Origin of the sequence: Actinokineospora sp. UTMC 2448, from assembly GCF_024760565.1 — a bacterium.
GTDB classification, from domain to species: Bacteria; Actinomycetota; Actinomycetes; order Mycobacteriales; family Pseudonocardiaceae; genus Actinokineospora; species Actinokineospora fastidiosa.
Genome location: NZ_CP031087.1, coordinates 1,610,325 through 1,628,777 on the forward strand (window position 1 = coordinate 1,610,325; position 18,453 = coordinate 1,628,777).

Genomic DNA, 18,453 nt, shown 5'->3' on the forward strand with positions numbered 1-18,453 from the left:
GGTGTCGTCCTGCCGCTCGGAGGTGCGGTCTACCTCGTGCTCGACCGGCGCGCGCGAGGTGGTGGCCAGGACCGGTCGGGTGCGTGGCCGGGCCCGTCCTGCCCGCCATCCGGCGCGCGCCGGATGGCGGGGATGCGGCCCAGGGGTCAGCTCAGGGCGAAGGTGACGCCCGGGCTGGTCGGCTGCGCGCGCTCGATCACGTGCTCGCGCACCGGCAGCACGCCCTCCAGCGCGTCCAGCACCGCCGCCCGCGCCAGGGGCAGGACCTCCGCGACGGTCACCCGGCGCCCCAGTTCGGCGGTCAGCGAGGTGACGCCCGCGTCCCGGATGCCGCACGGCACGATGCGGTCGAAAGCGGTCAGGTCGGCGTCGCAGTTGATCTCGAAGCCGTGCAGCGTGACGCCGCGCTGGACGCGGATGCCGATGGCGGCGATCTTGCGCTCCGGACGGGTGGCGTCCCCGGCCAGCCACACGCCGCTGCGGCCGTCGACCCGGCCGGTCTCCAGGCCGAACGACGCGCACACGCTGATCATGGCCTCCTCGATGCGGCGCACGTACTGCACCACGTCGATCGGGTCGGACAGCTTGACGATCGGGTAGCCGACCAGCTGGCCCGGCCCGTGCCAGGTGATCTTGCCGCCGCGGTCGACGTCGATCACGGGGGTGCCGTCCGTCGGGCGGTCGGCGGGCTCGGTGCGCTTGCCCGCGGTGTAGACCGACGGGTGCTCCAGCAGCAGGAGGGTGTCCGGGCCGAGGTCGTCGGCGCGGGCGGTGGCCAGCTCGCGCTGGAGGTCCCAGGCGGGCAGGTACTCGATGACGCCCAGTTCGCGCACGGCCACCGGCTCGGTGGCGGCGCGGGCGGAGATGTGCGCGCTCACGACCGCGACCCTACGCTCCTCGACCGCACCGGCAGCAGGCCGAGCCCGGTCGCGGTGAGCAGGCCGAGCCCGACCACGCCCAGCGTCGCGCCGAGGACGTCGGTCAGCCAGTGCACGTCCAGCACCATCCGGCACAGCGCGGCGGCCGCGACCGCCGCGACCGACCACCACACCACCGCGCGCAGCCGCCGCACGGCCAGCCACGCGCACAGCACGACCACGGTGAACGCGACCGACGCCACCGACACGACGTGCCCGCTCGGGAAGCTGAAGTCGGGGTACTCGCGCGGTCGCGCCCGCTCGAACAGCGGCTTGGCCAGCGACACCGTCCGGCACACCGCCAGCAGCACGGCGGCGCGCAGCAGCAGGCCGCGCAGCCGGGCGTCGTGGCGGCGCGTCCAGGCCCCGATCAGCAGCCCGAGCCCGAGGAGCACCGGCAGGACCGGGCCCAGCACCGCGCTCCCCACGAACGCGATGTCGCCCGCGGTGTGCTGCCAGCCGCCGCCCAGCGACTCCGCGGCGATCCGGTCCACGGTGGGCGTCGTGTCCGCGACGGTCACGCCGAGCACCAGGAACGCGATCAGCAGCAGCCCGCCCGCGCCGACGACGGTCATCGGCCCTCGGTGGCCGCCAGGGCGTCCCGCACGGTCGGGTAGGTGAACCGGAAGCCGTTGTCCAGCAGGACCTTCGGCAGGACGCGCTGGTCGCGCAGGGCGTCGTCGGCCAGCTCGCCCATCGCCAGGCGCATCGCCGCCTTCGGCACGAAGAACGGGGCCGGGCGGCGGCGCGTCTCGGCGAAGGCCCGGGTGAACTCGGTGTTGGTCGCCGGGGTCGGCCCGACAAGGTTGACCGGACCGGCGATGTCCGCGCGCAGCAGGAAGAGCATCGCGGCGATGGCGTCGTCGAGGTGGATCCACGGCATGTGCTGGCGGCCGCTGCCCAGCCGCCCGCCCAGCCCCAGGGCGAAGAACGGGCGGATCGGCCCCAGCATCCCGCCGTGGTCGGCCAACACGGGCCCGGTGCGCATGCGGACCACGCGCGCGTCGCCCGCGCCCGCTGTCGCGTGCTCCCACCGCGCGCACAGCTCGGCGGTGAAACCCGCGCCCTGCGGCCCGGACTCGTCCACCGTGCCGGAGGTGTCGCCGTAGTAGCCGGTGGCCGACTGGTTCAGCAGCACGGGGACGCCGTGCTCGGCGACGGCGGCCGCCAGCACCTCGGTCGGCTCGACCCGGCTGTCGACCAGCGCCTGCTTGCGCGCGCCGGTCCAGCGCCGCGTCCACATCGGCGCCCCGCACAGGTTGACCACGGCGTCCGCGCCGTCGAGCGCGCCGGGGTCGATCTTCCCGGCTGGCGGGTCCCAGCCCCGCTCGTCGCCAGCCATCGGGGCGCGGCGCACCAGCCGCGCCACGTCGTGGCCGTCGCGGCGCAGCCGCGCGACCAGGGCGGTGCCGATGAAGCCGGACGCTCCGGCGACCACTACGCGCATACGGTGATCGTCCCTGACCCGAGGCACGCGCGCAGGACCGGGCGGATGTGAGACGGGCCGCCCCTCGCCATGAGGGACGGCCCGTCGACGGGTGGTGCTCTACAGCCCCAGGTCGGCCTCGAACGCGCCCTCTTCCAGGCGGTTCTTCACCGTGGTGAGGAACCGGCCCGCGTCGGCGCCGTCGACGAGGCGGTGGTCGTAGGTCAGCGCCAGGTAGACCATCGAGCGGATGGCGATGGTGTCGTCGCCGTTCTCGTCGGTCACCACGACCGGGCGCTTGACGACCAGTCCGACGCCCAGGATGCCGACCTGCGGCACCGGGATGATCGGCGTGTCGAACAGCGCGCCCTGGCTGCCCAGGTTGGTCAGCGTGAACGTGGCGCCGAACAGCTCGTCCGGGGTCACCTTGTTGGCCCGGGTGCGCTCGGCGAGGTCGGCGATCTTGTGCGCCAGCCCGGCCAGGTTCAGCTCACCGGCGTTGTGCAGCGCCGGGGTGAGCAGGCCGCGCTCGGTGTCCACGGCGATGCCCAGGTGCTCGGCGGCGTGGTAGGTGACCTCTTTGGTCTCGTCGTCGATCGAGGCGTTCAGCTTCGGGTGCTGCTTGAGCGCCTCGACGGCGGCCTTGGCGAAGAACGGCAGGAACGTCAGCTTGACGCCCTCGCGCTGCTCGAACGCCGCCTTGGACCGCGCCCGCAGCTTGGCCACCTTGGTGATGTCCACCTCGACGACCTGGGTGAGCTGCGCGGCCGTCTGCAGCGACTCGACCATGCGGCGCGACACCGTCTGGCGCAGCCGCGACATCTTCTGCGTGGTGCCGCGCAGCGTGGTGTCGACCTGCACCGGGCGGCTCGGGGCCGCCGGGGTGCGCGCCGCGGCGGGGGCGGTCGGCTCGGGCTTGGGGGCCTTCGCCGCCTCGGCGGCGGCCAGCACGTCCTGCTTGCGGATGCGCCCGCCGATGCCGGAGCCGCGGACCGTGGCCAGGTCCACGCCGTGCTCGGCGGCCAGCTTGCGCACCAGCGGCGTCACGTAGGGCGAGCTGTCGCGCGGGGCCTCGTCCTGCTGGGGAGCCTCCGGCTTGGGCGCCTCCGCCTTCGGGGCCTCCTGCTTGGGGGCTTCCTGCTTGGGGGCCTCCGGCTGCGGGGCGGGCTTCGGCTCCGGCTTGGGGGCCTCCTGCTTCGGGGCCTCCGGCTGGGGAGCGGGAGCGGCGGCCTGCGGGGCGGCGGCGCTGTCGCCGATCACGCCGAGCTTGCCGCCGACCTCGACGGTGGCGTCCTCGCCCGCGGTGATCTCCAGCAGCGTGCCTGCCACCGGCGACGGGATCTCGGTGTCGACCTTGTCGGTGGACACCTCCAGCAGCGGCTCGTCGACCTCGACGGAGTCGCCGACCTGCTTGAGCCAGCGGGTCACGGTGCCCTCGGTGACGCTCTCGCCCAGCGCGGGCATGGTCACGTCGGCGCCCCGGCCGCCGCCCTTGGGCGCGTCGGCGGAGGGCTGCGGCGCGGGCGCGGGCTCGTCGGCCAGCTCCGACGGCTGCTGCCCGGTCGCCTCCTGCGGGCCGGACGAGGATTCGACGTCACCGCCGGACTGCGGCGCGGAATCCCCGGAACCATCACCGATGACCGCGAGCTGCCCGCCCACGGCCACGGTCTCGTCCTCCTGCGCCACGATCTTCTGCAGCACCCCGGCCGCGGGAGAGGGGATCTCGGTGTCGACCTTGTCGGTGGACACCTCCAGCAGCGGCTCGTCGACGGCGACGGTGTCGCCCTCCTGCTTGAGCCACCGCGTGACGGTGCCTTCGGTCACGCTCTCGCCAAGCGCGGGCATCTCTACGGAGAACGCCATGGTTTCCAGGACTCCTCGGACTTGCTGGGGCTGACGGGTCGGTTGGGGACTGACCTGCGGTCAGCCGTGCACGTGCAGTGGCTTGCCAGCGAGGGCGAGGAACGCCTCGCCCAGGGCCTCGTTCTGCGTCGGGTGGGCATGCACCAGCGGGGCCACGTCCTCCGGGAAGGCCTCCCAGTTGTAGATCAGCTGGGCCTCGCCGATCAGCTCGCCGACCCGCTCGCCGACCATGGTGATCCCGACGACCGGCCCGTTCGGCTCGCGGACCAGCTTCACCCCGCCGGAGGTCTTGAGGATCTGGCTCTTGCCGTTGCCGGACAGGGCGTACACCAGGGTCTCCGCGCCGCCGAACTTCTCCTTGGCCTGCGCCTCGGTCAGGCCGACGGAGGCGACCTCCGGGTTGCAGTAGGTCACCCTGGGGATGCCCGCCTCGTCGATGACCTTCGGGTTCTGGCCCGCGATCTCCTCGGCGACGAAGATGCCCTGCTGGAAGCCGCGGTGGGCCAGCTGCAGCCCGGGGACCAGGTCGCCGACCGCGTAGACGCCGGGCAGGTTGGTGCGCAGGCGCTCGTCGGTCACGACGAAGCCGCGCTCCATCGCCACCCCGGCCTCCTCGTACCCGTGGCCCGCGCTGTTGGGGCCGCGGCCGACGGCGACCAGCAGCAGGTCGGCCTCCAGCGTCTCACCGGACTCCAACGAGACGCTGACACCGGTCTCGCTCTGGATGGCCCCGGTGAACCGCACGCCGGTCTTGAAGCCGATCTTGCGCTTGCGGAAGGCGCGCTCGAGCTGCTTGGAGGCCCACTCGTCCTCGGCGGGCACCAGCCTGGGCAGCGCCTCGACCACGGTCACCTCGGCGCCGAAGGAGCGCCACACGCTGGCGAACTCCACACCGATGACGCCGCCGCCGAGCACGACGACCTTCTCCGGGATGTAGTCGAGGTTGAGCGCCTGGTCGCTGGTGATGATCCGGCCGCCGATCTCCAGGCCGGGCAGCGTGCGCGCGTACGAGCCGGTGGCCAGCACGACGTTCTTGCCGGTGTAGCGCTTGCCGTCGACCTCGACGGCGTTCGGCGCGACGAAGGTGCCCGCGCCCTCGACGAAGGTCACCTTGTTGGCCTTGACCAGGCCCTGCAGTCCCTTGTAGAGACCGGCGACGATCTTGTCCTTGTAGGAGTTCACGCCGTTGATGTCGATGCCCTCCAGCGAGGACTTCACGCCGAACTGGTCGCCCTCGCGGGCGAGGTCGGCGACCTCGGCGGCGTGCAGCAGCGCCTTGGTCGGGATGCACCCCCGGTGCAGGCAGGTGCCGCCGACCTTGTCCTTCTCCACCAGGATCACCGAAAGGCCGAGCTCGGCGGCGCGGAAGGCGCACGCGTAGCCGCCCGAGCCGCCACCGAGGATCACCAGGTCGGCTGTGGCGGGGGTGTCAGTCACGGGTTCTCCTCGACGAGCGACTACGTGGTCCAGGCCGCCCAGCGTGGTCAACGGGCGAGCCACCAGCGCTATCTTTCCACTTCGCGGGGGTGGGCTGCGAGGTGGCCATGGTGTCTCGGGCCACGATCGAGTTACCCGTCGGTACCGCTGGAACAATGGGACGAAAGCACCACGAACCCGGAGGGGGAGCGACGTGGGCCTTTTCGACAAGCTGCGCCCCAAGCGCGGCAAGGGCAAGCCCGGCACCCTGCGCCAGGCCAGCAAGCAGGACACCTCGCACCTGGACGAGTGGGCGGCGAGCCGCACGGGCGTCGAGGCCTACGTCGAGCCGCGCACGAACGTCACCGACACCACGGTGGTGCTGGTCGCGCACGACGGGGAGTGGACGCGGCGGCGGATCGCCGACTTCGACGCGGCGCTGGAGTTCGGCCGCAAGCGCCAGATCCCGGTCTACGAGGTCGCCAGGGTGGGCTATCCCAAGCGCATGCGCGAGTACATGGCGCGGCAGAAGAAGGAGGGCCGGGGCTGAGTCAGCCCCGGCCCTGCGCGTCGGATCAGCCGTTCTCGGCGATGTCCGCCAGCACGGCGGCCAGGGTGCGCACCGGGACGCCGGTGCCGCCTCGGCTGGTGTAGCCCCACGGGCCGCCGTCGTTGAACGACGGGCCCGCGATGTCGATGTGCGCCCACGGCACGCCCTCGGCGACGAACTCGCGGAGGAACACGCCTGCGGCCAGCATGCCGCCCCAGCGGTGGCCCGCGACGTTGGCCAGGTCGGCCAGGCGCGAGTCCAGGTCGGCGCGCAGTTCCTCGGGCAGCGGCATGGCCCAGGCGTTCTCGCCGACCGCGCGGCCCAGCTCGGCGACGCGGTCGCGGAACGCGGGCTCGCCCATGACGCCCGCCGTGCGCTTGCCGAGGGCGACGACCTGCGCGCCGGTCAGGGTGGAGGTCTCGATCAGGTAGTCCGGGGCGTCCTCGCAGGCGCGCACGATCGCGTCGGCCAGGATCAGGCGGCCCTCGGCGTCGGTGTTGAGCACCTCGACGGTCTTGCCGCCGTACATGGTGAGCACGTCGCCGGGGCGGTAGGCGTCGCCGGAGGGCATGTTCTCCGCCATCGGGACGGTCGCGGTGACCTCCAGCGGGTACTTCAGCTTCGCGGCCAGCACGACGGTGGCCACGACCGCTGCGGCGCCGCTCATGTCCGAGGTCATCTGGTCCATGGACGCCGCGGGCTTGATCGAGATGCCGCCGGTGTCGAAGGTGATGCCCTTGCCGATCAGCGCGACCTTGGCCTTGGCCCGCGCGCCCTTCCAGGTCAGCCGGACCAGCCGGGGCGGGCGGGCGGAGCCGCCGCCGACGCCGATGATGCCCCCGTAGCCGTTCTTGCGCAGCGCCTTCTCGTCGAGCACCTCGACGGTCAGGCCCGCGGCGCGGCCCAGCGCGGCGGCCTTGTCGGCGAAGGAGCCGGGGTAGAGGTCGTTCGGCGGGGTGTTGATGAAGTCGCGGGTGGTCGTCACGGCCTCGGCGATGGCGGTCGCTGCCTTCAGCGTGGCCTTGTGCTCCTTGGCGGAGCCGTCCTCCGGCGCGATGAAGTCGACCTTGACGGTCGGGTTCTTCTTCTCCGGCTCGGACTTGTACGCGGTGAAGGTGTACGCGCCCAGCACGGCGCCCTCGACGGCGGCCTGGAGGTCCAGAGTGGACAGCAGGCTGGCGATGCGCGCGGTGCCGACGAGCGAGCGCGCCGCCGCGCCCGCGGCCCGGCGGACCTGCTCGCCGCTGATGCCCTCGTCGGCGGAGCCGAGGCCCGATGCGACGAGGACGGTGGCCTTGATCTTGCCCAGGGCGGGGAGCTTGACGACCTCGTCGGCCTTGCCGGTCGCGCCCAGCGCGGTCAGCGTCTCGACGAGGGCGCCCCCGAAGGCGGCGTCGACGGCCTCGGCGCCGGGCTGCAGGGCCACGCCGTCTTCCGTGCGGACGGTGCCGATGACGAGCGCGTCGACGGCGGCCTCCGCGGCGGACGCGGTGGCCAGGGCCAGCTTGGGGGCGGTCACTGAATGAGCTCCTCGGGTTTCGCTGTCCGCCTCGGCCTCGTGGGTCCGGGCGAGATGTGGACGCATGCTAACGACTTGCGTTGACCTTTCAACCGGAAGTCGGCTGGAGAAACACCCGGGTGTCTGGCACGGTTGTGCCCGTGACAGATCTGGGACAGGCGACGGGCACCACCTCGGTTATGGTGCCAGGTTTCCTGCTCGGCGCTCTGGCGGCGGCGACGCTCGCCGCCTCCGGCGCGGTGGCCGAGGCGGGCGGATGGGCGCTCGCCGGGCTCGCCATCACCGCCCTCGCCGCGGGCCTCACCGCGGCGTCCCTGGTCGACCTCACCGCCATCAACGGGCCGATGAGCGGATACGCCCACGTCAACGCCACCCGGGGAGCCTGGGCGGCGCGGTTCACCGGCGTGCTCGGCGTCGCGGGGCGGATCGTCGCGGCGGGCGCGCTGGCCGCCTTCGCGGGCCCGGCGGTGCTGCCGTCGGCGCCGCGGGTGGTCTCGGTGGTGATCGTCGTGCTCGCGGGCGCGCTCGTCATCGCGCGCGTGCGGCCGCCCGCGTGGGCGCTGCATGTGGTGATCGTCACAGTCGGACTTGTGGTCGCGACCTGCCTTCTGATCGTGCCGGTTGTGCCCGGCGGAGCAACCGTCGACGTGGCCGGGGCCGACGACTGGCGCGGCACCGCCGCCGCGGCGGGCGTGCTGTTCCTCGGGCTGGCCGGGGTCGAGCGGGTGTCCGGCGGGGGCATGGGCCGCGCCCTCGGCGCGGTCGCCTGCGGCGTCGCCGTGGTGGGCGTCGTGGTGTTCGCGCTGTTCCGCCAGCTCGGCGGGCCGAGGATGGCGGTCTCGCCCGCGCCGCTGCGCGACGCGCTGGCCGCGGCCGACGGCGCGGCGCTGACGCCGCTGCTGGTGGTCGGGGTCGCCGCGCTGGCCGTGCTCGCCATCCGCCCGCTGCTGGCCGACGCGGCGCGGGTCGTCGACGAGATGCCGGAGCTGCCGTCCCGGGCGGCCGTCGCGGTCGTGGCCGCCGCCGCGCTGGCGGCGCTGCTGCTGCCGCCCGCGTTCGCGGTGACGCTCGCGGTGACGCTGCTGCTGGCCTACTACGCGATGGTCAACTCCGCGGCGCGGCTGCTCGTGCGGTCCGAGCGGTCGTCATGGGTGCGGTCGGGGTGCTGCGGGCTGGCGCTGTGCGTGGTGCTGTCGGTGAACGTCTCCGTGCCCGCGCTGCTGGTCGGCGTGGGGGTGCTGGCGATCGGCGGGATCGCGTGCTGGGCGTCATCTCATCGTCACATCGAGTGATTGTTCGATAGTTGGACGTCCGATCCTCGGGACACCGATTTCCCCAGGCGGGGCGGGGGGATACCGTGCTCGCATGACGCCATTCACCATCACTCCCAACCCCAAGCCGGCGACCCCGGAGCGGGTCGCGGAGGTATTGGCGAAGCCGGGGTTCGGCGCGTACTTCACCGACCACATGGTGACGATCCGCCACGACACCGCCCAGGGTTGGCACGACGCCCGCGTCGAGCCCTTCGCCCCGATCTCGCTGGACCCGTCCGCGATGGTGCTGCACTACGGGCAGGCCATCTTCGAGGGCCTCAAGGCCTACCGCCAGCCCGACGGCTCCATCGCCTCGTTCCGCCCCGAGGCCAACGCCAGCCGCTTCCGCGACTCCGCGCGCCGCATCGCGATGCCGGAGCTGCCGGACGAGCTGTTCATGCAGTCGCTGCGCGAGCTGGTGTCCATCGACCAGCGCTGGGTTCCGTCGGAGGGCGAGGCATCGCTCTACCTGCGGCCGTTCATGATCTCCACGGAGGCCGGGCTCGGTGTGCGGCCCTCCTCCGAGTACCTGTACGTGTGCATCGCCTCGCCCGCGGGCTCCTACTTCGCCGGCGGCCTCAAGCCGGTGACGGTGTGGCTGTCCGCCGAGTACGTGCGCGCCGCCCCCGGCGGCACGGGCGCGGCCAAGTTCGCTGGCAACTACGCCGCGTCGCTGGCCGCCCAGGCCGAGGCCGCGTCGCAGGGCTGCGACCAGGTCGTCTGGCTGGACGCCGTGGAGCGCCGCTGGGTGGAGGAGATGGGCGGGATGAACCTGTTCTTCGTCCTCGGCTCCGGCGCCAACGCCCGGGTGGTCACCCCCGAGCTGTCCGGCTCGCTGCTGCCGGGCGTCACCCGCAACTCGCTGCTGACCCTGGCCAAGGACCTCGGCTACGGCGTCGAGGAGCGGCGGATCTCCACCGACGAGTGGGAGAAGAAGGCCGAGTCCGGCGAGCTGACCGAGGTCTTCGCCTGCGGCACGGCAGCGGTCATCACCCCGGTCGGCCACGTGAAGCACGCGGGCGGGGAGTTCGACATCGCCGACGGCGGCACCGGCCCGGTGAGCAGCCAGCTGCGGGAAAGCCTCGTCAGCATCCAGCGCGGCGGCGTGGCCGACACGCACGGCTGGATGACCAGGCTCGTGTGACGCCTCCCGGGCGTCCGCGTCACAGGGCGCCCGGGACGAGCACGGTCAGCGTGGCCAGCTCGCACGCCGCGCCGAGGACGTCCCCCGTGACGCCCTCGATGCGGCGGCGCACGTGCCGGACCAGGACGGCGACCACCACTGCGGCCAGCGCGACGCCGGTCCACGCCCACGGGCTGGCGATGATCGCCGCGCCGCTGGCGGCCAGCAGCCAGGCGGCGGGGACGGGCCACGGCTGCGTCCCGGCCACGAGCGCGCCCAGGCCCTCGGGCCGGGCGGCCGGGACGCCGCGCAGGCAGCAGGCGGTGAAGGCGATCCGGCCCGCCGCGACGGCCAGGACGGCGACGCCGAGCCGATCGGGCTCCAGCGCGGCGAACGCGGCGGCCTGCCCGCCCATGACGACGATCAGCGCGGCCACGGCGAACGGCCCCGCGCCGCCGTCGCGCATGACGGCGAGGGCGCGCTCGGGCGGGCCGTAGCAGCCCAGGCCGTCCGCGGTGTCGGCCAGTCCGTCGATGTGCATTCCGCGCGTGGCCGCCGCGAGGAAGGCCACGGCGAGGAAACCGGCCAGCAGCGGCGGCATGCCGACGAACTGAGCCGTCCACAGTAGACCCGCGACGACGCCGCCGAGCGCGATGCCGACGACCGGCGCCACGGCGATCGCCCGCGCCGCCCGCTTCCTGTCCACTGAGGACACGTGGAGCGGGAGGACGGTCAGCCAGGAGAGGGCGAGGCGCACTAGTCCCCGGCCGCCGTGCTGACCCCCGCCTCGTCGAAGGTCGCCATCTCCGCCAGGACCCGCACGGCCGCGGTCAGCACCGGCAGCGCCACCGCGGCGCCGGAGCCCTCGCCGAGCCGCATCCCCAGGTCCACGATCGGCTCCAGCTCCAACTGCTCCAGCACCAGCGCGTGCGCGGGCTCGACGGAGCGGTGCCCGGCCACCCACCACTTGCTCGCGCCCGGGGCCAGGTCCTCGGCCACGAGCGCGGCCGCGCTCACCACGACGCCGTCGAGGATCACCGGGGTCTTGCGCACGGCGGCCTGGGCCAGGAACCCGGCCATCGCGGCCAGGTCCGCGCCCGCCGAGGTGCGCAGCAACGCCACGGGATCCCCGCCCGCGGCCCGCGCGCGGCGCAGCGCGTCGCGGATGGCGACGGCCTTGCGCATCCAGGTCTGGTCGTCGATGCCGGTGCCGCGGCCCACGACGGCCACCGGCTCGGCCCCGGTCAGCGCCGCGATCAGCACCGCGGCCGGGGTCGTGTTGCCGATGCCCATGTCGCCCGCGATCAGCAGGTCCGCGCCGCCGTCGACCTCCTCGTCGGCGATCGCCCGTCCGGTGGCGATGGCAGCGCGGGTCTCCTCGTCGGTGAGGGCGTCCTCGCGGTCGATCGAGCCGCAGGAGCGGCGGATCTTGTGGTCGCCCACCGAGGTGTCGGCGTTCACGGCCATGTCGACCACGCGGACGGTCGCGCCCGCCGCGGCGGCCAGGACGTTGATCGCCGCGCCGCCCGCGACGAAGTTCGCCACCATCTGGCCGGTGACCTCGCTGGGGTAGGCCGACACGCCGGACGCGGCGATCCCGTGGTCCCCGGCGAACACCACGACCCGTGCCCGTGCGAACGGCGTCGGCGGGCACCGGTCCTGGCAGGCCGCGACCCACGCGCCCAGCGCCTCCAGCCTGCCCAGCGACCCGAGCGGCTTGGTGAGCCGCGCGTGCCGCCGCAGAGCGGCGTCCTCGGCCGCGCGGCTGGGGGTGTCGACGCGGGGGAATTCGGTGCTCACCTTGAGGTCGCCTCCATCACTTCAGGCGCAGCGGCAGGCCCGCGACCAGCAGCAGCACGTCGGTGCACACCTCGGCCAGGGACGCGTTGACCGCGCCGAGCTCGTCCCGGAAAAGCCTGCCAGAGCGGGTGGGCGGGACGACACCCAACCCGACCTCGGCGGAGACGAGAGTGACCGGCATCGCACAGCGCTCGACGGCGTGCACGAGGGTGCTCCGCGCGGAGGTCATGTCGACCCCGCCGTCCCAGGCGTTCGCGTCGTCCATGGCGTTGGCGAGCCAGGTGGCGATGTCGTCGACGAGGACGGGGGTGATGGCGGCGTCGAGGTGGCCGATCAGCGAGTCGGTGTCCGGTGTCTCCTCGGTCCGCCAGGTCGCGGGCCTGCGCGCGACGTGCGCGGCGATCCGCGCGTCCCAGTCGCCGTCCCCGTCGATGCGCCGCGCGGTGGCGAGGTAGAGCGCCACGTCCCCCATCAGCCCCTCGGCGTGCGCCGACTTCCCTGACCGCGCTCCGCCCAGTACCAACGTCTTCGGCGCCACCGTCCTGGTCACGGCCGCGGAGGCTACCGTTGACCACCGTGACCTACTTCTGGCGGTACCACCCCTCGGGCGACGCCTCCGACCACTTCGATGACCAGGGCGCGGCCGAGGAGTGGCTGTCCGCGCACTGGCGCGACCTCGCCGACCAGGGCGTCGACGAGGTGACCCTCATGGACGACACGGAGACCGTCTACGGCCCGATGAGCCTGCACGCCCCCTGACGGGGGAGCACAGTGGACACACGCGACGGCGTCAGGCGGTGGGGCGCGGGGACTTGCGCAGGACGGTCAGCGTGACCACGAACGCGGCGGCGAGGAGGGCAGCGGCGAGCGTGAACGCCACCTGGTAGCCGGCGGTGAGCGCGACGGGCTCGGGGAGGCCTGCGGCCAGGTCCCGCTCGGTGCGGGCGGCGGCCACAGTGGACAGCACCGCGACTCCCACGGCCATGCCGACCTGCTGGGTGGTGTTGTACAGCCCGGACACCAGGCCCGCGTCGTCCGGCTTCGCGTCGGACATGCCCAGGGCGGCCAGCGCGGGCAGGACCAGGCCGCCGCCCGCGATCAGCAGCATGACCGGAAGCAGGTCGGCGACGTAGTCGGCGTCCACCGGGACCGAGACGAGCTTGACCATCGCGCCCGCCAGCAGCGCCAACCCGGCCAGCAGCACGGCGCGTTCGCCGAACCGGGCGGTCAGGCGGGCGGAGGCGAACAGCGACACGCCGCCGATCGCGACCGCCGCGGGCAGCATCGCCAGCCCGGTGGCCAGCGCGCCGTAGCCCAGCACCTTCTGCAGGTAGAGCGCGACGATGATCTGGAACGCGAACATCGCCGCCAGGGTGAGGACCTGCACCAGGTTCGCCCCCGCCACCGTGCGCGACCGCAGGATCCGCAGCGGCATCAACGGCGTCCTGGCCCGCGCCTGACGGACGGCGAACGCGGCCAGCAACGCCACCGACAGCGCGCCGAGGCCGAGCGTGTGCGCCGCCGCCGGGCCGTGCTGCTCGATCTTGACCACGGTGTAGATGCCGAGCATCAGGCCGCTGGTGACGAGCGCGGCGCCGAGCACGTCCGCGCCCGCCGACCAGCCCGCGCCCCGGTCGGTCGGCAGCACCCGGACCGCCAGCAGGACCGTGGCCACGCCGATCGGCAGGTTGATGAGGAAGATCCAGTGCCAGCTCAGCGCGTCGGTGAGGACGCCGCCCAGCACCTGGCCGATGGACGCGCCCGCCGCCCCGGTGAAGCTGAAGACGCCGATCGCCTTCGCGCGCTCCCTCGGATCGGTGAACAGCGTGACCAGGATGCCGAGCACCACCGCGGACGCCATCGCGCTGCCCGCGCCCTGGAGGAACCGCGCGGCGATCAGCATGCCGGGCGTGGCGGCCGCGCCCGCCAGCAGCGACGCCGCGGTGAACACGGCGTTCCCGGCCAGGAACATCGTCTTGCGGCCGACCAGGTCGCCGATCCGCCCGGCCAGCAGCAGCAGCCCGCCGAACGCGATCAGGTAGGCGTTGACCGTCCAGCTCAGGCCCGCGGGGGAGAAGCCGAGGTCACGCTGGATGGCGGGCATGGCGACGGTGACGATGCTGCCGTCGAGGATGGTCATCAGCACCGCCGAGGACAGCACGACCAGCGCGGACCAGCGGTTGGCGCGGGGCGTGCCCAGCGGGGTGTCGAGCGAGGACGTCATGGGTCTCTCCTGTTCCGGGAACGACAGGAGCGACCGTAGCGGATAGTTCCGTTGCAGACAATCTCTCGCGGACTTACTTCGTGCTCTCCCGCGCCCTCCGGGCCGTGCCCGGAGCCGGGACCGGCTTGGCCAGATGTCCGCTGACCAGCAGGTTCAGTGCGTGCAGCAGGGCTTGGCGGTCCTTGGTGGGCAGCGACTCCAGGGCGGCCCGGTGCACGCCGTCGACGATGGCCTGGCTCCGCTTGGCCAGCTCGGCGCCCTTCTCGGTGACCGCGATGATCCGCGCGCGCCGGTCCGTGCTCGACGGCCTGCGCTCGGCCAGCCCCGCCTTCTCCAGCGCGTCGACGGTGACGACCATCGTCGTCTTGTCCATGTCGCCGATCTCGGCCAGCTGGATCTGGGTGCGCTCCTGCTCCAGGGCGTGGACCAGCACGCAGTGCATGCGGGCGGTCAGGCCGACCTCGGCGAGCGCCGCCGCCATCCGGGTGCGCAGCACGTGCCCGGTGTGGTCCAGGAGGAAGGACAGGTCGGATTCGGCGCGCGCGGGGGCCAGTGCGGACATGGCCCCAGTCTAGTTACCGGTCCAGCGCGGGATTATCCGCAAGAGAACGAAATGCCCCGCCGTCCAGAGGGCCGGCGGGCATCGCGGCGTCCGGCGTCAGGGCGTGACGGTCAGCATCGGGTCGGTCTCGACGACGCCCGCGAGGACCTCGTCGATCTTGGCCATCAGGTCGGCGTCGAGCTTGACGCCCGCGGCCTTGACGTTCTCGGTGACCTGCTCCGGCCGCGACGCGCCGATGATGGCGGAGGCGACGTTCGGGTTCTGCAGGACCCAGGCGATGGCCAGCTGCGCCAGCGACAGCCCGGCCTCGTCGGCCAGCGGGCGCAGGTTCTGCACCGCGGTCAGCACGTCGTCGCGCAGCCAGCGGGAGATCATGTTCTTGCCGCCAGCCTCGTCGGTGGCGCGGGAGCCCGCCGGCGGCTCGGCGCCCGGCTGGTACTTGCCCGTCAGCACGCCCTGGGCGATCGGCGACCAGACGATCTGCGAGATGCCCTCGCGCTCGCAGGTGGGCACGACCTGGGACTCGATGACCCGCCACAGCATCGAGTACTGCGGCTGGCTGGAGATCAGCGGCACGTTCAGCTCGCGGGCCAGCGCGGCGCCGCGGGTGATCTGCTCGGCGTTCCACTCCGAGACGCCGACGTAGAGGACCTTGCCCTGCCGCACGAGGTCGGCGAAGGCGAGCATCGTCTCCTCCAGCGGCACGGTCCGGTCGAACCGGTGCGCCTGGTAGAGGTCGACGTAGTCGGTGTCGAGCCTGCGCAGCGAGGCGTGCGCGGACTCCATGATGTGCTTGCGGCCCAGCCCCCGGTCGTTCGGGCCGCCGGGGCCGGTGGGCCAGAAGACCTTGGTGAAGATCTCCAGGCTCTCCCGGCGCTGCCCCTTCAGCGCCCGGCCGAGGACGGCCTCGGCCTTGGTGTTGGCGTAGACGTCGGCGGTGTCGAAGGTCGTGATGCCCGCGTCCAGCGCCGCCTTCACGCAGGCGTGCGCGGCATCCTCCTCGACCTGGGAGCCGTGGGTGAGCCAGTTGCCGTACGAGATCTCACTGACGTTCAGGCCGCTGCGGCCAAGGCGACGAAACTCCATGCGCCCAGCATAGTTCGTCCTGCTAACGAACAGGGTGACCAGGGTGTTCGGTCAGCGCACCGCGTCACCGGGGCGCACCCGGGGCTTGGGGACGCGGAGCCTGCGCAGCTGCGTCGCGCGCACGAAGGCGTACCAGCCGACGCCGAAGCCGCGCACGTGCTCCTTGGGGAACTTCGCCCGGACCTGCTTGGTGACCCGCCGCCCGTTCAGGATCGCCTCGCCGATCATCGCCACGAGCATCAGCAGGCAGACCAGGGTCGCGTAGTACTGCACGAGCGGCGACGGGAACAGCAGCGCCACGAACACCACGACCGCCAGCGGCATGAACAGGCCCAGCAGGTTGCGGCGGGAGTCCACGAGGTCGCGGATGTAGGCCTTGACCGGGCCGCGGTCGCGCGGCATCAGGTACTTGTCGTCGCCAGCCATCATGCGCTCGCGCTGCTGCAGGCGCTGCTCGCGGCGCTTGGCCGCCAGCTCCTTGCGCTGGTCCTTCGACCCGCGCGAGCGCTTGATGGCCTCGCGGGTCGTCTTCGGCGGGGGCGCGACCGGGCCGCGCTTGCGCACGGTCTCGTTGCGCTTGGGCGTGGCGCGGCCCTTGCCGGGGGTGTAGCCCTTGGGCAACGGGTCCTCGCCGACGGTGACGGCCGACTCCTCGGCCTGGTCGGCGGAGTCGGTCGTCGAGTTGCGGCGAAGGAACCTCACGACGACAAGGGTAAGACAACCGCGTTGATCGCTATGCTCCGGCTTGTGCGAGTCGTCATAGCCCCCGACTGCTTCGGCGGCACGCTGACCGCGGCCGAGGCCGCGTCGGCGATCGCGGACGGATGGCGCCGCGGCGCTCCCGACCACGACCTGGTCCTGCGCCCGCTGGCCGACGGCGGCCCCGGGTTCGTCGAGGTGCTGCACACCGCGCTCGGCGGGACCCTGCGCACCGAGACCGTCACCGGGCCGCTGGGCGAACCCGTCACCGCCACCTGGCTGAGCCACGACGACATCGCCTACATCGAGTCCGCCGAGGCGTGCGGGCTGCACCTGGTGCCCAAGGACCGGCGCCCGCTTGTCTGCGAGACCGTGACCACCCGGGGCGTCGGCGAGTTGCTGGCGCCGCGCGCGCCACCGGAGGGCGGTCATCGGCCTGGGCGGCTCGGCCACCACCGACGGCGGCGCGGGGATGCTGGCCGCCCTGGGCGCGGTCGCCGTCGCCGAGGACGGCACGCCGCTGCCCCCCGGCGGGACCGCGCTGGCCCGCTGCGCGCGCATCGACGGCGGCGTGGACGGCCTTCCCGAGATCATCGCCGCAACGGACGTCACCAACCCCCTGCTCGGGCAGCACGGCGCCGCCGCGACCTTCGGGCCGCAGAAGGGCGCCGATCCAGCCGCGGTCGAACGGCTGGAGGCGGGCCTCGCCCGATGGGCTGACGTCCTGGCCGCCTGGCGCGAACCGGTCGCCGACGAGGACGGCGCGGGCGCCGCGGGCGGCCTCGGCGCGGCCATCCTGGCTCTCGGCGGGGCCCGCGCGTCCGGCGCCGGGCTGGTCCGCAGCGCGACCGGCCTGGACGCCGCCGTGGCCGGGGCCGGGCTGGTGATCACCGGGGAGGGCAGCCTCGACTGGCAGTCCCTGCGCGGCAAGCTGGTGACCGGCGTGGCCGAGGCCGCCGCCGAGCGCGGGGTGCCGTGCCTGGCCCTGGCCGGTCAGGCCAGCGTCGGCCGCACCAGGGCCGCGGCCGTGGGCATCTCCGAGGTGCACGCCGTGGCCGAGCACGCCGGATCCGTGGCCGCCGCCATGGCCGACCCCGCCGGAACCCTCGCCGACCTGGCCGAACACGTCGCCCGTCAGTGGCGGTGAGTGGCGATGCGCACTTGCCCGGCAGCCGCATGGCTGTGTCACCATGGGGAACAAAGCCTGCGCGTACGCTGTTAAGACGGGTGTACCGGACCTGTCCGAGGGAGAACGATGACGACCGCTCAGCAGAACAGCACCGAGGACGCCACCCACGGTGTCGAGCTGACCGACGCCGCCGCCACCAAGGCCAAGGCCCTGCTCGACCAGGAGGGCCGCGACGACATGCACCTGCGCATCGCGGTGCAGCCCGGCGGGTGCGCGGGTCTGCGCTACCAGCTCTTCTTCGACGAGCGCACGCTGGACGGCGACCTGATGAAGGACTTCGGCGGCCTGAAGGTGGCCGTCGACCGCATGAGCGCGCCGTACGTCCAGGGCGCGGTCATCGACTTCGTCGACACGATCGAGAAGCAGGGCTTCACGATCGACAACCCGCAGGCCACCGGCTCCTGCGCCTGCGGGGACTCCTTCAACTGACCCCGACCGACAAGGGCCGTGACGCCGCGTCACGGCCCTTCTCGCGTGCTCAGATGTAGGACTCCATGCCCTCGACCTGGGCCGCGCACCGCTCGTCGACCGCCCACGGCGCGTGCGGCCCGGCCGCCTCGGCGACGCCTGCCTCGGTGAGGGCTGCGGGGATGGCCGCGCAGTCGGCGATCAACTCGCCGATGTTCTCCGGTTCCAGAGTGCTCATTCCGGCACACTAAGCACGTTCGCACGGCTGGTGATAGGCGTACGCCCCGGTAGTGTCGAACAGTGATCGAAGGCCACCCCGGCGGGTGGTCGCCCCAGCAGACGACCAGCCCGAGACAGG

General features: G+C 73.3%; 20 protein-coding genes and 1 pseudogene. 7 read left to right on the top strand and 14 right to left on the bottom strand.

Annotated elements, in window-relative coordinates; translation table 11 throughout:
* Positions 1 to 146: 146 nt before the first annotated feature.
* The 5 genes from lipB to lpdA form a co-directional block, all read right to left on the bottom strand.
* Positions 147 to 878 carry a lipoyl(octanoyl) transferase LipB gene (lipB, locus tag Actkin_RS07720; RefSeq protein WP_229787081.1) on the bottom strand — a complete coding sequence of 244 codons (732 nt, stop codon included), beginning with the start codon at positions 876 to 878 and terminating at the stop codon, positions 147 to 149.
* Positions 875 to 1,492 carry a phosphatase PAP2 family protein gene (locus Actkin_RS07725; RefSeq protein WP_189211981.1) on the bottom strand — a complete coding sequence of 206 codons (618 nt, stop codon included), beginning with the start codon at positions 1,490 to 1,492 and terminating at the stop codon, positions 875 to 877. Before Actkin_RS07725 ends, lipB begins: the two co-directional genes overlap by 4 nt.
* A complete protein-coding gene (locus tag Actkin_RS07730) occupies positions 1,489 to 2,364 on the bottom strand; it encodes a TIGR01777 family oxidoreductase (protein WP_189211980.1) in 876 nt (291 codons plus the stop codon). The genes Actkin_RS07725 and Actkin_RS07730 overlap by 4 nt, the downstream gene beginning before the upstream one ends.
* Before the next feature lie 99 nt (positions 2,365 to 2,463).
* Entirely contained in the window at positions 2,464 to 4,206 is a 1,743-nt protein-coding gene (gene sucB / locus Actkin_RS07735; protein WP_189211979.1) for a 2-oxoglutarate dehydrogenase, E2 component, dihydrolipoamide succinyltransferase, read from the bottom strand.
* A gap of 60 nt (positions 4,207 to 4,266) precedes the next feature.
* Complete coding sequence (lpdA, locus tag Actkin_RS07740; RefSeq protein ID WP_258906510.1) at positions 4,267 to 5,643, bottom strand: dihydrolipoyl dehydrogenase; 1,377 nt, start codon at positions 5,641 to 5,643, stop codon at positions 4,267 to 4,269.
* 193 nt (positions 5,644 to 5,836) lie between these two features.
* On the opposite strand from lpdA, the gene Actkin_RS07745 reads away from it, so the two are divergent.
* Positions 5,837 to 6,172 (top strand): oxidoreductase, encoded by a 336-nt coding sequence (locus tag Actkin_RS07745; RefSeq protein ID WP_258906511.1) that lies wholly within the window; start codon positions 5,837 to 5,839, stop codon positions 6,170 to 6,172.
* A gap of 25 nt (positions 6,173 to 6,197) precedes the next feature.
* Here the strand turns inward: Actkin_RS07745 and Actkin_RS07750 are convergent, their stop codons facing one another.
* Positions 6,198 to 7,691, bottom strand: coding sequence for a leucyl aminopeptidase (locus Actkin_RS07750; protein ID WP_189211976.1), 1,494 nt, complete (start codon positions 7,689 to 7,691; stop codon positions 6,198 to 6,200).
* A 179-nt stretch (positions 7,692 to 7,870) separates the two neighbouring features.
* Here Actkin_RS07750 and Actkin_RS07755 point away from each other — a divergent pair, with 179 nt between their 5' ends.
* On the top strand, positions 7,871 to 8,983 hold the full coding sequence (locus Actkin_RS07755; protein ID WP_258906512.1) for a hypothetical protein: 1,113 nt from the start codon (positions 7,871 to 7,873) through the stop codon (positions 8,981 to 8,983).
* A 73-nt stretch (positions 8,984 to 9,056) separates the two neighbouring features.
* A complete protein-coding gene (locus tag Actkin_RS07760) occupies positions 9,057 to 10,148 on the top strand; it encodes a branched-chain amino acid aminotransferase (RefSeq protein ID WP_189211974.1) in 1,092 nt (363 codons plus the stop codon).
* Between the two features lie 19 nt (positions 10,149 to 10,167).
* On the opposite strand, the gene Actkin_RS07765 is transcribed toward Actkin_RS07760, so the two are convergent.
* Genes Actkin_RS07765 through Actkin_RS07775 form a run of 3 tightly spaced genes read right to left on the bottom strand, consistent with a single transcriptional unit; the run spans position 10,168 to position 12,477 of the window.
* Positions 10,168 to 10,833 carry an adenosylcobinamide-GDP ribazoletransferase gene (locus Actkin_RS07765; RefSeq protein ID WP_396122945.1) on the bottom strand — a complete coding sequence of 222 codons (666 nt, stop codon included), beginning with the start codon at positions 10,831 to 10,833 and terminating at the stop codon, positions 10,168 to 10,170.
* Positions 10,834 to 10,883: 50 nt separating this feature from the next.
* Positions 10,884 to 11,927 (bottom strand): nicotinate-nucleotide--dimethylbenzimidazole phosphoribosyltransferase, encoded by a 1,044-nt coding sequence (gene cobT / locus Actkin_RS07770; RefSeq protein ID WP_258906514.1) that lies wholly within the window; start codon positions 11,925 to 11,927, stop codon positions 10,884 to 10,886.
* A gap of 16 nt (positions 11,928 to 11,943) precedes the next feature.
* Complete coding sequence (locus Actkin_RS07775) at positions 11,944 to 12,477, bottom strand: bifunctional adenosylcobinamide kinase/adenosylcobinamide-phosphate guanylyltransferase (protein ID WP_258906516.1); 534 nt, start codon at positions 12,475 to 12,477, stop codon at positions 11,944 to 11,946.
* Between the two features lie 26 nt (positions 12,478 to 12,503).
* Here Actkin_RS07775 and Actkin_RS07780 point away from each other — a divergent pair, with 26 nt between their 5' ends.
* Positions 12,504 to 12,686 (top strand): hypothetical protein, encoded by a 183-nt coding sequence (locus tag Actkin_RS07780; RefSeq protein ID WP_258906517.1) that lies wholly within the window; start codon positions 12,504 to 12,506, stop codon positions 12,684 to 12,686.
* 31 nt (positions 12,687 to 12,717) lie between these two features.
* Here Actkin_RS07780 and Actkin_RS07785 read toward each other — a convergent pair whose 3' ends face one another.
* From Actkin_RS07785 to Actkin_RS07800, 4 genes are all read right to left on the bottom strand, one after another.
* Entirely contained in the window at positions 12,718 to 14,151 is a 1,434-nt protein-coding gene (locus tag Actkin_RS07785) for an MFS transporter (RefSeq protein WP_258906518.1), read from the bottom strand.
* 73 nt (positions 14,152 to 14,224) lie between these two features.
* Complete coding sequence (locus tag Actkin_RS07790) at positions 14,225 to 14,713, bottom strand: MarR family winged helix-turn-helix transcriptional regulator (RefSeq protein WP_258906519.1); 489 nt, start codon at positions 14,711 to 14,713, stop codon at positions 14,225 to 14,227.
* Between the two features lie 96 nt (positions 14,714 to 14,809).
* Positions 14,810 to 15,799, bottom strand: coding sequence for an aldo/keto reductase family protein (locus Actkin_RS07795; protein ID WP_189211968.1), 990 nt, complete (start codon positions 15,797 to 15,799; stop codon positions 14,810 to 14,812).
* A gap of 51 nt (positions 15,800 to 15,850) precedes the next feature.
* The gene (locus Actkin_RS07800; protein ID WP_189211967.1) at positions 15,851 to 16,501 is read right to left on the bottom strand and encodes a DUF3043 domain-containing protein; all 651 of its coding nucleotides are present in this window, start codon (positions 16,499 to 16,501) and stop codon (positions 15,851 to 15,853) included.
* Between the two features lie 33 nt (positions 16,502 to 16,534).
* Between Actkin_RS07800 and Actkin_RS07805 the strand changes: the two are divergent.
* The 3 genes and pseudogenes from Actkin_RS07805 to Actkin_RS07815 all read left to right on the top strand — a co-directional run.
* Positions 16,535 to 16,843, top strand: a pseudogene (locus tag Actkin_RS07805) (glycerate kinase); the annotation flags it as partial.
* A gap of 127 nt (positions 16,844 to 16,970) precedes the next feature.
* The gene (locus Actkin_RS07810; RefSeq protein ID WP_258906520.1) at positions 16,971 to 17,645 is read left to right on the top strand and encodes a glycerate kinase; all 675 of its coding nucleotides are present in this window, start codon (positions 16,971 to 16,973) and stop codon (positions 17,643 to 17,645) included.
* A gap of 108 nt (positions 17,646 to 17,753) precedes the next feature.
* Complete coding sequence (locus Actkin_RS07815; protein ID WP_189211965.1) at positions 17,754 to 18,116, top strand: HesB/IscA family protein; 363 nt, start codon at positions 17,754 to 17,756, stop codon at positions 18,114 to 18,116.
* Positions 18,117 to 18,165: 49 nt separating this feature from the next.
* On the opposite strand, the gene Actkin_RS07820 is transcribed toward Actkin_RS07815, so the two are convergent.
* On the bottom strand, positions 18,166 to 18,333 hold the full coding sequence (locus Actkin_RS07820) for a hypothetical protein (protein WP_189211964.1): 168 nt from the start codon (positions 18,331 to 18,333) through the stop codon (positions 18,166 to 18,168).
* Positions 18,334 to 18,453 lie beyond the last annotated feature (120 nt).